This is a genomic window from Vibrio hepatarius, assembly GCF_001274785.1.
Classification (GTDB): Bacteria; Pseudomonadota; Gammaproteobacteria; order Enterobacterales; family Vibrionaceae; genus Vibrio; species Vibrio hepatarius.
In genome coordinates this window covers 271,730-284,870 of the sequence record NZ_LHPI01000004.1, presented here as the reverse complement: position 1 = coordinate 284,870, position 13,141 = coordinate 271,730, and the positions used below count along the sequence as shown (strand labels likewise).

Genomic DNA, 13,141 nt, shown 5'->3' with positions numbered 1-13,141 from the left:
TATCTACTCGACTTACGAGTCTAACGAGAGCATGTACGCGAAGCTAAAGACTCAAGGTTCTGGTTATGACCTTGTTGTTCCGTCTACTTATTTCGTATCTAAGATGCGCAAAGAAGGCATGCTTCAACAAATCGACAAGAGCAAGCTTTCTCACTTTGCTGACCTTGATACTAACTTCCTAAACAAGCCGTTTGACCCAAATAACAACTTCTCTATCCCATACATCTGGGGCGCGACTGGCATTGGTATTAACTCAGACATGCTAGACAAATCCTCTGTCACTAAATGGGATGATTTCTGGGATAGCAAGTGGGAAGGTCAGCTAATGATGATGGACGATTCACGTGAAGTGTTCCACATCGCATTAACCAAGCTGGGTTACTCGCCAAACACAACTAACCCTGACGAAATCAAAGCAGCATACGAAGAGCTGAAGAAGCTGATGCCAAACGTATTGGTATTTAACTCTGACTTCCCAGCTAACCCATATCTAGCGGGTGAAGTATCACTCGGTATGCTTTGGAATGGTTCTGCGTACATGGCTCGCCAAGAAGGTGCGTCGATCGATATCATCTGGCCGGAAAAAGGTGCGATCTTCTGGATGGATAGTCTAGCAATCCCAGCTGAAGCGAAAAACGTTGATGCGGCACACAAGATGATCGACTTCCTACTTCGCCCAGAGAACGCAGCGAAGATCGCTCTAGAAATTGGCTACCCAACACCAGTAGCAAGCGCGCATAAACTGTTGCCTGAAGAGTTTGCGAACGACCCAAGCATCTTCCCTCCTCAAGAAGTGATGGACAGTGGTACTTGGCAAGACGAAGTTGGCGAAGCAAGCGTGATTTACGACGAGTACTTCCAAAAGCTGAAAGTAGATAACTAATCTACTCAAATTTAGATAACAATAAAGCGGCTTAAAAGCCGCTTTATTTGTTTTAGTTATTTAGGGAATGATTGCTGTTAAGCGCTTTGCGAGTCTGGTTGTTGCAGAGCAAGAATTTCTTCAACCAATTTTGGCACTTCAATACTTGCCTTGCCGTAACGCTTCTCTTCAAATTCACTTTCTACAGCACTCGGCTCCAAGTTAATTTCGATGGTGTGCGCGCCATGCATTTTCGCGTCATGGACAAAGCCTGCAGCTGGATAAACCACACCGGATGTACCAATAGAGATAAACAAGTCCGCTTGCTCGAGTGACTCGTAGATGTCACCCATACGCAGAGGCATTTCACCGAACCAAACCACGTGCGGGCGTAACTGAGATGGAATTTGGCAACAATGGCAAAGATCGCCGGTCTTGATCTCACCCAACTCTTCTGTCACTTGATTCGACTCGCTACAACGTGCTTTCAGCAGTTCACCATGCATATGGATGACATTGCTACTACCACCACGCTCATGCAGATTGTCGATGTTCTGCGTAATTACCGTCACTGATCCTTCAAGCTCTTTCTCTAAGCGGCCTAGCGCTAAATGCGCAGCGTTTGGCTCAATGTGTGACTCTTGCAGTTTTAAACGGCGTTGATTATAGAAATCTTGCACTAGGTCTGGGTCGCGTTCGAAGCCTTCTGGCGTTGCGACATCTTCAATTCGATGATCTTCCCACAAGCCATCCTGGGCTCTGAACGTTTGTATTCCTGATTCGGCAGAAATACCGGCTCCCGTTAATACAACCACATTACGATACGGAAACTTCATACCACATCCTTCTTCATATCCTTTGTCTGTAGCTTAGCATTTGATGAATAACATCAGAAGTTATGAGGGTTAGACCATAGTCGAAGTTGGCTTTTTATCAACAGGGATTGTGAAGTGATACAAAAAAGAGCGGCCAACGCCGCTCTTTCCATAAGTGATTTTGCGTTAGTCTTCGTTGGTCGCTGAAATTTTATGAATCGCTAAGTCTGCACCATTGAATTCATCTTCTTCCGATAAACGCAGCCCAGTCATACTATTTATCGCGCCATAAACAACCAGAGCGCCGGCTACAGCGATGGCAATACCAGCAATGGTTCCTAGTAGCTGAACAGCAAAGCTCACGCCGCCTAAGCCTCCTAGCGCGTTTTGACCAAAGATACCCGCAGCAACACCACCCCACGCACCACAAACGCCGTGCAGAGGCCATACGCCCAACACATCATCGATTTTGGTTTTGTTTTGCAAGTAAGTGAACAAGTAAACAAATAACGTCCCTGCCACCGCGCCAGTCACCAAAGCCCCAATTGGGTGCATCAAATCAGAGCCAGCACAAACCGCCACCAAGCCGGCTAACGGACCATTGTGAATAAAGCCTGGGTCATTCTTGCCTGCAAGCAGCGATGCCACAATACCACCGACCATCGCCATCAACGAGTTCATCGCAACTAAACCGCTAATACCGTTTAAAGTTTGCGCTGACATGACGTTAAAGCCAAACCACCCCACACATAGGATCCATGCCCCTAGTGCCAAGAAAGGAATGTTCGAGGGTGCAAAGTTAGTGTGTTTACCTGCGCGAATACGTCCCTTACGCATGCCTAAAAACGTTACCGCAACCAGAGCAATCCAACCGCCAACAGCATGTACAACAACTGAACCTGCAAAGTCATGAAATCCGTAACCAAATTGCGTTTCAAACCACGCTTGCAAGCCAAAATTGCCGTTCCAGATCATGCCCTCAAACAGTGGGTAAACGATACCAACCGTAAAGAAGGTCGCAATCAAAACAGGATAGAATCGAGCGCGTTCTGCAATGCCACCTGAAACAATAGCAGGAATCGCAGCTGCAAAAGTCAGTAAGAAGAAGAACTTCACTAGCTCATAGCCATTGCCTTGCGAGAGAGTTTGCGCGTCGGCGAAAAAGTTAGCGCCGTATGCGACCCAGTAACCAATAAAAAAGTATGCAATGGCTGAAATACCGAAGTCGGCAAGAATTTTAACTAAGGCGTTGACTTGGTTTTTGTGCCTAACGGTTCCCACTTCAAGGAAGGCGAAACCCGCGTGCATTAAAAACACCATGATTGCGCCCAGTAGCAGGAATAAAGTATCGGAACTTTGGGTCAGGGTTTGAACGGCTCCATGGACCTGACTTGCGGTTACACTCATCGTTTTTGTTCTCCGTTGTATTTGCGTGCACTTATCCTGTGCAGTAGCACATTCAATTCACCACATTGGTGATATGAATATCAAAGACGTGTTAGAGCAATGAATGTGCCAACTGATAAAATGGAAAACAAAGAAATATAACGTGCTGATTTTATTAAGACTTGATGATTGAGTGTTTCACGATGGAATCAAAAACAGACGCCTTGTTGCACAGTTATGGTGATAACGCACCAAATTAAAGCGTTCGAATATTGTGCACTGAGGAAATAAAAGAGCCCTGATTGATTCAGGGCTCTTGGGGGAATTAAAGGTTCGGACCTTTGGAGAATTTAAACGGTTGGTTGTTTCTTAGTTTAGTCATCCCTTCATACATGCGAATAAACCACAAGAAGATCGCAACCAAACCAAGCAACATACCGACATAAGGAATATAAAACGCGATTTTGTCTAACACGCTGCTCTTATACCAGTAGTCATTCAAACCAACCAACACACCGTTTGACGTCGCGACCGTGATGATCAGCACAACGAAATAGGTCAGATTGAGGAAAAAAGTCCGAATCAGGCCATAGTAGTGCGAATCAATCACTTCCCCATCCTCTCCTTTATCTAGACGGTAGCCCGCGTAGATAATCGCGACTACACCAGAGATAAGGCAAGTAAAGGGCGTAAAGCAACTCAGGATATACGCGACCCAAATGCCTTTATGAGGTTTGTTCATTTGTCGTCGCTCCTTTCACTTTATCTTGATTAGGCTCTGCAGCTTGTGCGTTTTGCTCTTTCGCCATCACTTCTTCATACCAAAGGTCATGGTGCTCTTTCGCCCATGTTTCATCAACTTCGCCTGTGACCATACCTTCCAGCGCGCCTTCCATACCAAACAGACCAATGTAGATATGGAAAACAAAACCACAGATAAGGATCAATGCCGCTAGCATATGTACTAGATTCGATAATTCCATATCACGGCGAGTTTGGCCAAAGATAGGGAAATCGAGAACCAAACCACTCACAGCTACAACACTACCCACAACAATCAGTAGCCAAAACAGTGCTTTCTCACCTGCATTCGAGAAACCTGCAGATGGATGCGAGCCTTTGTGTTTACCTACCATACCACCCAGCTTGATAAACCAAACAAAGTCGACTTTGGTAAAGATAGACTTACGCCACCATTTCACTAACACGCAGATCAACAACACACCAAAAATAGGACCAATGTAGTTGTGATACTGCTTAGCCAGCATAATGATGAATCCCCACAAATCCGCAGGAATGTATGGCTTCAAGAAGTGCTTGCCGTAAACAAGCATCAAACCACTAAAACCAAGGGTTAAAAAGGTAAATGCCATACTCCAGTGCATTGCTCGATCAAGACGAGACCAGCGCTTAATTCGCTTACCGGTTCTTGGCGCACTTAACATGATTGGTCCCATGAACAGGTAAACCAAAGTCACGAAAGCAATACTGCCAAAGATCGCGATAGCGCCCGCAGGAGACATCCATTTCTCTTTCAAAATGTACCAGGTTTGTCCTGGCGTACTAATTAGCGTTCCGTGCTCCGGGAACTGAGACGTCGTATAGCCCTCTTCACCCTGACGAACCTGACGCCAAAAATCAGCGCCAGCCAGTTGGGTCATTTCGCGTTGTGCAACATCAGACTCTTTTTGCTCAGCATGCGCGGGCAACGACAAAGCAAAAACCAATGCTGCCATCAATGACAGCATTGTGAGAGATGCACGTTTAAACATTGAAAACATGACTCTCTCCAGTATTAGCTTTTCGTTGCGTCGTAAGACAGATCATTACCATCTGTCCAACCAGCGCCTTTCGCACCACGCTCAACCACGCGTTGACGGAAGATGTCAGACACTTTCTCTGCATCACCCGCGAGTAGCGCTTTAGTTGAACAAAGCGAAGCACACATCGGCAGCTTGCCTTCTGCGATACGGTTTGCACCGTACTTCTGACGCTCTTCAACAGAACCAGGCTCTGTTTCAGGGCCGCCCGCGCAGAATGTACATTTGTCCATTTTGCCACGCTCACCAAACGCTTCTTGTTTAGGGAACTGAGGCGCGCCAAATGGGCAAGCAAACAAACAGTAGCCACAACCGATACACAAGTCTTTGTTGTGTAGTACGATGCCGTCTTCCGTATGCTCAAAACAGTCTGCTGGACACACCGCCATACAAGGCGCATCGGTACAGTGCATACAAGCAACTGAGATTGAGTTTTCACCCGGCTCACCATCGTTTAGAGTAACGACGCGACGACGTTGAATACCCCATTCAAGAGCATCATCGTTTTCGTTTTTACATGCAGTGACACAGCCGTTACATTCGATACAGCGCTTGGTGTCACAAAGGAATTTCATTCTAGCCATTAGTAGACTCCTTACGCTTTGCGAATGTTACATAGAGTGACTTTGGTTTCCTGCATTTGCGTTACAGGGTCATAACCGTAAGTCGTGGCGATGTTGGCAGAATCACCAATCACGTATGGGTCAGTACCTTCTGGGTACTTATCGCGTAGGTCAACGCCTTCAAACTTACCGCCAAAGTGGAACGGGATGAATGCCAAACCCGGTTTCACACGACGTGTTACCATCGCCTTAACGTGGATGCGGCCTTTCTCTGCACCTTCAACCCAAACCATATCGCCATCTTTAAAGCCAAGATCGTTCGCATCTTTCGGGTTCACTTCCACAAACATCTCTTGTTGAAGTTCAGCCAGCCAAGGGTTAGAACGGGTTTCTTCACCACCACCTTCGTACTCAACCAGACGACCAGAAGTCAGGATAATCGGGTATTCTTTCGACTTATCTTGATCTTGAATCGACTTGTACATCGTTGGTAGACGGTAGATTGACTCACTGTCATCCCATGTTGGGTAGTCAGCAACTAAGTCACGACGTGGTGTGTACAGTGGTTCACGGTGTAGCGGTACGCGGTCTGGGAACGTCCATACAATGGCACGCGCTTTCGCGTTACCAAACGGGTTACAGCCGTGCCTGATAGCCACACGTTGAATACCGCCAGACAGGTCCGTTTTCCAGTTTTTACCTTCTGCCGCAGCTTTCTCTGCTTCAGTAAGATCGTCCCACCATCCTAGATGCTTCAATAGCTTATCGCTAAATTCTGGATACCCGTCTTGGATTTCACTACCTAGCGAGTAGCTGTCTTCCGCCAACAAGTTCTTACCTTCGAACTCAACGCCAAAACGTGCACGGAATGTACCGCCGCCCTCAGCCACTGGCTTAGACGTATCGTAAAGAATGTGCGTACCAGGGTGTTTCATCTCTGGCGTGCCCCAACATGGCCAAGGCAGACCATAAGTGTCGCCGTGAGCCGGACCACCTTCCGCAGCAAGCGTTGTTTTGTGGAATGTGTGCCAGTTTTGTTGGTGTTGCTTCAAACGCTCAGGACTTTGACCTGTGTAGCCGATCGTCCACATACCTTTGTTGAACTCGCGGGTAATGTCTTCAATGACTGGCTGGTTGTTTTCTACTTTGATGTGTTTGAACAACTGCTCTGCAAAACCAAGTTTCTTAGACATTAAATACATGATTTCGTGGTCTGGTTTTGAATCGAACAGCGGTTGGATGACTTGATCACGCCACTGAAGTGAGCGGTTTGACGCTGTCACACTGCCGTATGTTTCAAACTGAGTGGTCGCAGGTAGCAAGTAAACGCCGTCTGTACGATCGTTCATTACCGCAGCTACCGTTGGATACGGGTCAACGATGACCATCATATCCAGCTTCTGCATCGCCTTTTTCATTTCAACGCCGCGGGTTTGCGAGTTAACCGCATGGCCCCAGTAGAACATGGCGCGAATGTTGTCTTTCTGCTCGATGTTGTCTTTGTTTTCCAGCACGCCGTCAATCCAACGAGAAACAGGAATACCCATGTTGTTCATTGGTTTCTGGCCACGGTATTCGTTCTGGTCAAAGCGGTTTTTAATCCACTCAAAATCCAGATCCCATACGCCTGCCCAGTGTTTCCACGCGCCATCAGCCAAACCGTAGTAACCTGGTAATGTGTGCGATAGTACGCCAAGGTCAGTTGCACCCTGTACGTTATCGTGACCACGGAAAATGTTTGCGCCGCCGCCAGATTTACCCATGTTGCCAAGCGCAAGCTCAAGTACACAATAAGCACGAGTATTGTTGTTACCAGTGGTGTGCTGCGTACCACCCATACACCAAACCACGCAACCCGGACGGTTTTCAGAAAGGATCTTCGCGGTGTTGTACACTTCTTCTTCGCTAACACCTGTTACGCGTTCAACTTCAGCAGGATTCCACTTCGCCACTTCTTGGCGAATTTCATCCATCCCGAATACGCGCTGCTGGATAAAATCTTTGTCTTCCCAGTTGTTCTTAAATACGTGCCATAGGATGCCCCAAATGAACGCAACATCAGAACCAGGACGTAGAGAAACGTAGAAATCGGATTTTGCTGCGGTGCGAGTACGACGCGGATCAGCCACGACGATCTTACAATTGTTCTTTTCTTTTGCGATCAGGATATGCTGCATCGCAACTGGGTGCGCTTCTGCTGGGTTCGAACCAATAAACAACATCGATTTACAGTTGTGCATATCGTTGAAAGAGTTGGTCATCGCACCGTAACCCCAAGTGTTTGCGACACCGGCTACCGTGGTTGAGTGACAGATACGTGCTTGGTGGTCAACGTTGTTAGTACCCCAAAGCGACGCCATCTTACGGAACATGTACGCTTGTTCGTTGCTGTGTTTCGCACTGCCTAGCCAGTAAACGGAATCTGGACCTGACTCTTCACGAATCTCTAGCGCTTTATTACCAATTTCTTCAATCGCTTGTTCCCAAGAAAGCTTCTTCCACTTACCGCCTTCTAGCTTCATTGGGTATTTCAAGCGGCGCTCACCATGACCGTGCTCACGCAGTGCTGCACCTTTCGCACAGTGGCCACCAGCGTTAAATGGGTGGTCAAAAGCAGGCTCTTGTCCTGTCCAAACACCGTTTTGTACTTCTGCGTAGATACCACAACCCACAGAGCAGTGAGAACAAATGGTACGTTTGATCTCTGTCTTAGCATTTGGATCAACCGACTTCGCTTCGGCTTTTTTGATCATGCCCGGTGTGAATAAACACGCACCAGCAACGGCACCACCAGCAGCCAGCGAGCTATTCTTCATGAATGCGCGGCGTGAAATGCCCAATTGGTTTTGTTCTTTGCTCACACTATCGGAGCGTTTGATTAGTTTCATTACTCAGCTCCTATAGGGTTTCGTAATAATCTCGGATATGTTGCGTTTCGCGATATCCGGTCTTGTTAACGTCTTTTTCTACTTCAACAGATTCCGTCGCGTTGGCAACTTTTGTCGTACCAGCGACGACAGCACCAGCCACTGCTGCGGTGGTTAATCCTTTAAGTAGATCCCTACGGGATGTATCTATTGATTTCTCATTATTGTCTTTCATTTTGCTTCCTTACCTTGCGGTACTTGGAGACTCTGAGCCTCTCTATCGACGCGAACTCGTTACGGCTGAGTTGGGTCGTACTCAGTGACGTTTTTCACATCAATTTTTATTTTGCTTTTACTGCTATGGGTGTTCTCACTGAAGCGAACTTGCTCCAGTGTTAAAAACGTTTGGGTAAACTGCGCGACTGGAAGATAAAACGCGGCATGTTGCGCGCGAAGAATTTGTTCAGTGAACAATGAAAACCAAGGCGCGATATGTTTATTGAAGAAAGCTTGCTGCAGCCCTTCTTCCTCTTGGGTAAGCATCGCCATCACTTCACAAAGTGCTGCAATGTGATCTTCCGGCTCTTTGACTTCCGCTTCTCTCTCTAAGCCAAGTAGCTCCAAGTCTCGACGAATCTCCGCTAACGGTTTTTCCATTAGCGAGCCCGTACGATGCCAAGAGGCAAATGGAATCACTTCCCCACGACCGATACCGATGAACAACTCTTGATATTCATCGACGAGTGTTTCTTCATTGGCATTGCGAGCAGCTTCAATCAACGCAAGCCAAGCTTTCTGCATATCGCTAGCGGCTGACTCAGGCTCTAAGCCCGCCAAAAATGCCAACACTTCAGAACTCGGACTCTGGCGGTAAAGTGCAGAAAGGAGTAAGTAAATATCTGAACGTAATGTGTCTTGTTGATTTTCCACGAGAACTCCTAGTATTTAAGCTGCTGCATTGGGTCTTCTGCCATTGACTCGAACATGTCGATCACTCGGCAGTCTTCACACATCGCGATACGGTTGATCGCCGAATCATCTTGGAAATGAGAGTGACCGCGTAACTTACTCTGCAACATGTCAATCATTGATTGCGGTGCGAATGGTTTGTGGCAACGCGTACATTCCGCAGCTTTCTCTTCATGAAGCACAATCGCTTGTTGACGCGCTGATGCATCCCAATTCATTCTCGAGCTTAAGCTTAGTGCATTCTCAGGACATGCCTTGGTACATAAACCACATTGAACACAATCTTGCTCAATAAACTTGAGTGATGGAGAATGACCTTCGGTGTGTAGTGCACGTGTAGGACATACCGCAACGCAGCTCATGCAAGAAGTGCATTTGGTCGTATCACAATCGACACTACCAAATGGCGCACTAACAGGAAGAGCTTGAATGGTTTCAACGGGAATATGGTTTTCTGCGAGAGCATCAAGAGCCGTAAACAAGCGAGCACGTTTATTGCCAGCCAAATCACCTAACGACAAACCGAAAGGTTGAGTCATCAACGATGGTTGCGCCTCGCGTAGAGACTCTAGATAAAGAATGTCGATCGTCTCTTTCGCAATCCCCATCTGTTCAAGCAGTTCTTGAGCAGTGGATACTTCGCTCGTTAGCACTCGAATGATGGTTGCAGGCATAAAACGGCTCGCTGCAAACAGCACTTGTGTCGCACCATTTGCCAAAGCCGCAAACCAACTATCGATACCAACAGAAGGTAGCTCTTCCACAACAACAGGGATAACGTTATCTGGCAGCGCTTTTAATGCCATAATGTTGTAGGTCTCATGGCGAGAACTACAAATAAGTACGATTGGATCAACGCCACCGGCTTGCTGATAGTTTGCCAGCGTGCGTTCAATGAATTTTTGTGTGTCTTGTGGATTTGGCAACGCGTAATGAATCGCTTCTGTTGGACAGGCCGTCGCACAAGTCCCTACCCCTTGACAAAGGTAAGGGTTGATTTCGATTCGATGACCAATTTTGTCATTACCTTCACTTGATAACGCGCCAGCAGGACAAGCGTCGACACAACGTTCACAGCCTTTCACACCACGTGAGCTATGTGCACATAAATCAGTGTCTAAACGGAAAAATTTTGGCTTATCAAACGTTCCCATCAACGTTGGAATTTCTTCCAATGCTTCAGCCAACTTTGGATAACCACGGCCAACTGGGTAGTAACCCGGGACAGGCACTTCTTCTGCCATACAACTATTTAGGCAAAGGTCGAGAACAACATCAAAGCAGTCATGGTTAATCGCCACTTTCGCTAGGTTACTCTGCACACCGCGATTTTCGATAACGACTTCAAACGTACCTAAAAAGCCCGACACTTGGACGCTGTTTGCGTAGTAAAGGTTTTGATGAGTCCCGTTTTCGCCGTCTGTCGACAGTAACGTTAAGCTCTTCATTTGAGACAGCTGTTCCGCTGCACTCTCAATGATCGCCGTAGGACCAATAATCAGGGTATTCCCGCCACTTTCATAACTGACTGTAGGAGGAATGAGGTTTGTCAGTTCCACAGTATTTTCAAACGCATACAAACGCGCTTTACCGTTTTCAGACGTAGATTCTTGTAGTAGTTGTCTAAGCATTGCTCTGTTCCAGTTAGAACATGAATATTCACTCTGGAGAGTAATAGCAAATGCTGTACCAACTTTTATTGCAAATAAAATCAGAAACTTAGATAACTGCTGAGTAAAAACAGAATAAATAAAAAACGGATGAGACAAAATGTCGCACCCGTTCAATTGATGGTTTAGTCAAAATGTACCTATTTTTCGTGTGGTATATTTTGTCCCACTTGTAAATCTTGTTCTGAATCATCGATTTCCGCTGCTTCTGCATCAATAGACGCTAGCTGCGTTTCTTCGTTAACGAGTTCAGCCTCATTCTCTGCTGACTCTTCTTCTGGTTTGTTTAACCACTCACGAAGTTTGGCTGCTGCTTCACTTGGTAACGTGCTCACCGCTGCGTAGTCATGGTCATAGTCAACGAGCCGGTCAACTTCACTGAACTCACCAGACAGGAACAGCTTTCTTAATGCCGCTTTTTTTACTGCCGCCTCTGCTTCCGACGCCAGCAATGCAGCTACTGATAGCTCTTCCCCTTCATCAGAAGACGCTACATCAGTAGTGTTCTCTTCAGCGGATGAAACAACGAGCTCTTCCTCTTGAATAGAAACATCAGCTGAGGTTTGACTGTCAGTTCGAAGTTCGGCGTTGTCAGAACCAAGCGTATCCGCTTCGCTGTTATCACCTTCTAGCTTACGCTTTGACCAGCGCCCTAAAAAACTAGTTGCCACTTGCTCGCCCTGCACCTTTGCGTTTCTTACGTCGTGTTTCCAACAACTCACCGTGACGTCCAATATACGCTTCCATCCAAGCCTGAACAGGAAGCGGCATATCGGCCGACAACACCAAGTAGTCGCCGTCCATGTATTGTCCTGCAACACCTTGAGAAGCAGTGAGCAAAACTATGTTAGGGTCTTCCTCACTCTCTACCGTATCTAGCACTAAGAACAATTTCGGTTGCTGAGAACTTAAGTTAAAGCGATAGTCGGTTCGCTCGTCACGATGCAGTTGAAGCGTTACAACGCGTTTGCTGACTGTCTCTGGCTTTAAGTTAAACCCCGTAAGCTGCCATTGCGTTGTCATCCACATACCGGTTGCGATCTCGTGCACAACTAAATTGCACTCCAGAGACCAAAGTTCCTCATTTTTCTCTAATTTGCTTTCCGCAATATCTTGGTTGGTCATTAGGTTTTGCCCTACATTCTCGTTATCTATCAAGCTAAGCAATATTTATACCTATCTTCAAGCTCACCGACACAAGCAAACAATCAGCGAGAAATAAAATTATGACGCGCTTAAACAAGGAATAGTAATTGCTTGTAGTATATTCTTAGAATTCGTAACCAACTCTAAACATAGGACAACTCGTGGTTAAGCCAAATATTATAAAAACCAGTGAAAACCCTCTGCAGACCATTGAAGTCGAAGTGTATGACGAGTACGGCGAAAAGCTCGTCAAGCAAATCGCCTGTGAACGCCCGTTGACCGTTATGCTTAACTGGAAAGAAGTCGTTACCTTGATGACGCTCGGCTCAAGGCCTGAGTCTTTAGTACTGGGCTACTTGAAAAACCAAAGTTTCCTATCCGATCCAGATGCACTTGAGTCAGTCATCATTGATTGGCAAACCCATACAGCTGCAGTGATTACCAAAGAAAATACCGAACACCTTGAAGGCGCATTGAAGAAAAAGACCGTTACCTCAGGATGTGGTCAAGGCACTATGTATGGCAACGTAATGAAGCAGTTGGAAAACTATCAAGTTCCGCAAGTAGAGCTGAAGCAATCACAAGTGTATGCGGCATTAAAAGCACTAACTCATTACAACGATACCTACAAGAAAGCAGGCGCAGTCCATGGCTGTGCGGTTTGTCGTGGCGATGAAGTGCTGTCTTTTGTCGAAGATGTCGGTCGCCATAATGCTGTGGATACGCTGGCGGGTGAAATGTGGCTCAATGGAGAGTCAGGTGAAGATAAGATCTTTTATACCACTGGTCGCTTGACGTCTGAGATGGTGATAAAAGTCGCGCAAATGGGCATTCCTGTATTGCTGTCTCGTTCTGGCGTTACACAAATGGGGCTGGATCTGGCGAAGAAGTTCGGTATTACCACCATCGCTCGAGCGAAAGGGTTACGTTTCCAAGTGTTCACAGGCGCAGAGAAAATGGTATTTGACGTTAAAGGCCATCTCGCCGACTAATCGTCATCGTAAACTGAGTAAATACAAAAAGAGCCTCAACTGAGGCTCTTT

General features: G+C 46.6%; 13 protein-coding genes. 2 read left to right on the top strand and 11 right to left on the bottom strand.

The genetic code is table 11. The features are described from left to right. Positions 1–883, top strand: an 883-nt coding sequence (locus AKJ31_RS07990; RefSeq protein WP_053408584.1) for an extracellular solute-binding protein, incomplete at its 5' end; no start/stop codon positions are given. 77 nt (positions 884–960) lie between these two features. On the opposite strand, the gene cobB is transcribed toward AKJ31_RS07990, so the two are convergent. The 11 genes from cobB to AKJ31_RS07935 all read right to left on the bottom strand — a co-directional run bounded on the left by cobB (position 961) and on the right by AKJ31_RS07935 (position 12,077). Beyond that, positions 961–1,698, bottom strand: coding sequence for a Sir2 family NAD+-dependent deacetylase (gene cobB / locus AKJ31_RS07985; RefSeq protein WP_053408570.1), 738 nt, complete (start codon positions 1,696–1,698; stop codon positions 961–963). A 165-nt stretch (positions 1,699–1,863) separates the two neighbouring features. Further along, positions 1,864–3,084 carry an ammonium transporter gene (locus AKJ31_RS07980; RefSeq protein ID WP_053408569.1) on the bottom strand — a complete coding sequence of 407 codons (1,221 nt, stop codon included), beginning with the start codon at positions 3,082–3,084 and terminating at the stop codon, positions 1,864–1,866. A 304-nt stretch (positions 3,085–3,388) separates the two neighbouring features. Further along, positions 3,389–3,805, bottom strand: a complete 417-nt coding sequence (locus tag AKJ31_RS07975; protein WP_053408568.1) for a hypothetical protein — start codon at positions 3,803–3,805, stop codon at positions 3,389–3,391. Beyond that, positions 3,789–4,799, bottom strand: a complete 1,011-nt coding sequence (locus AKJ31_RS07970) for a formate dehydrogenase subunit gamma (protein WP_416340969.1) — start codon at positions 4,797–4,799, stop codon at positions 3,789–3,791. The genes AKJ31_RS07975 and AKJ31_RS07970 overlap by 17 nt, the downstream gene beginning before the upstream one ends. Before the next feature lie 59 nt (positions 4,800–4,858). Further along, complete coding sequence (fdh3B, locus tag AKJ31_RS07965) at positions 4,859–5,467, bottom strand: formate dehydrogenase FDH3 subunit beta (RefSeq protein ID WP_004414075.1); 609 nt, start codon at positions 5,465–5,467, stop codon at positions 4,859–4,861. 11 nt (positions 5,468–5,478) lie between these two features. Further along, positions 5,479–8,334: a formate dehydrogenase subunit alpha gene (locus AKJ31_RS07960; protein ID WP_053408566.1), complete on the bottom strand. Its 2,856-nt coding sequence runs from the start codon at positions 8,332–8,334 to the stop codon at positions 5,479–5,481. A 10-nt stretch (positions 8,335–8,344) separates the two neighbouring features. Next, complete coding sequence (locus AKJ31_RS07955; protein ID WP_053408565.1) at positions 8,345–8,548, bottom strand: twin-arginine translocation signal domain-containing protein; 204 nt, start codon at positions 8,546–8,548, stop codon at positions 8,345–8,347. A 59-nt stretch (positions 8,549–8,607) separates the two neighbouring features. Then, a complete protein-coding gene (locus tag AKJ31_RS07950; RefSeq protein ID WP_053408564.1) occupies positions 8,608–9,243 on the bottom strand; it encodes a TorD/DmsD family molecular chaperone in 636 nt (211 codons plus the stop codon). A gap of 8 nt (positions 9,244–9,251) precedes the next feature. Continuing rightward, on the bottom strand, positions 9,252–10,913 hold the full coding sequence (locus AKJ31_RS07945) for a 4Fe-4S dicluster domain-containing protein (protein WP_053408563.1): 1,662 nt from the start codon (positions 10,911–10,913) through the stop codon (positions 9,252–9,254). Positions 10,914–11,092: 179 nt separating this feature from the next. Further along, positions 11,093–11,623, bottom strand: coding sequence for a DUF3306 domain-containing protein (locus tag AKJ31_RS07940; protein WP_053408562.1), 531 nt, complete (start codon positions 11,621–11,623; stop codon positions 11,093–11,095). Further along, complete coding sequence (locus AKJ31_RS07935; RefSeq protein WP_053408561.1) at positions 11,613–12,077, bottom strand: DUF3305 domain-containing protein; 465 nt, start codon at positions 12,075–12,077, stop codon at positions 11,613–11,615. Before AKJ31_RS07935 ends, AKJ31_RS07940 begins: the two co-directional genes overlap by 11 nt. Positions 12,078–12,259: 182 nt before the next feature. Here AKJ31_RS07935 and fdhD point away from each other — a divergent pair, with 182 nt between their 5' ends. Next, positions 12,260–13,090 (top strand): formate dehydrogenase accessory sulfurtransferase FdhD, encoded by an 831-nt coding sequence (gene fdhD, locus AKJ31_RS07930; RefSeq protein ID WP_053408560.1) that lies wholly within the window; start codon positions 12,260–12,262, stop codon positions 13,088–13,090. Positions 13,091–13,141: the final 51 nt, after the last annotated feature.

What these genes read in the sequence shown, in the direction of transcription:
- fdh3B (WP_004414075.1), bottom strand. Translation starts at nt 5,467, where the DNA reads ATGGCTAGAATGAAATTCCTTTGTGACACCAAGCGCTGTATCGAATGT.
- AKJ31_RS07960 (WP_053408566.1), bottom strand. Translation starts at nt 8,334, where the DNA reads ATGAAACTAATCAAACGCTCCGATAGTGTGAGCAAAGAACAAAACCAA.
- AKJ31_RS07980 (WP_053408569.1), bottom strand. Translation starts at nt 3,084, where the DNA reads ATGAGTGTAACCGCAAGTCAGGTCCATGGAGCCGTTCAAACCCTGACC.
- AKJ31_RS07955 (WP_053408565.1), bottom strand. Translation starts at nt 8,548, where the DNA reads ATGAAAGACAATAATGAGAAATCAATAGATACATCCCGTAGGGATCTA.
- AKJ31_RS07970 (WP_416340969.1), bottom strand. Translation starts at nt 4,799, where the DNA reads ATGGCAGCATTGGTTTTTGCTTTGTCGTTGCCCGCGCATGCTGAGCAA.
- cobB (WP_053408570.1), bottom strand. Translation starts at nt 1,698, where the DNA reads ATGAAGTTTCCGTATCGTAATGTGGTTGTATTAACGGGAGCCGGTATT.
- AKJ31_RS07975 (WP_053408568.1), bottom strand. Translation starts at nt 3,805, where the DNA reads ATGAACAAACCTCATAAAGGCATTTGGGTCGCGTATATCCTGAGTTGC.
- AKJ31_RS07935 (WP_053408561.1), bottom strand. Translation starts at nt 12,077, where the DNA reads ATGACCAACCAAGATATTGCGGAAAGCAAATTAGAGAAAAATGAGGAA.
- AKJ31_RS07945 (WP_053408563.1), bottom strand. Translation starts at nt 10,913, where the DNA reads ATGCTTAGACAACTACTACAAGAATCTACGTCTGAAAACGGTAAAGCG.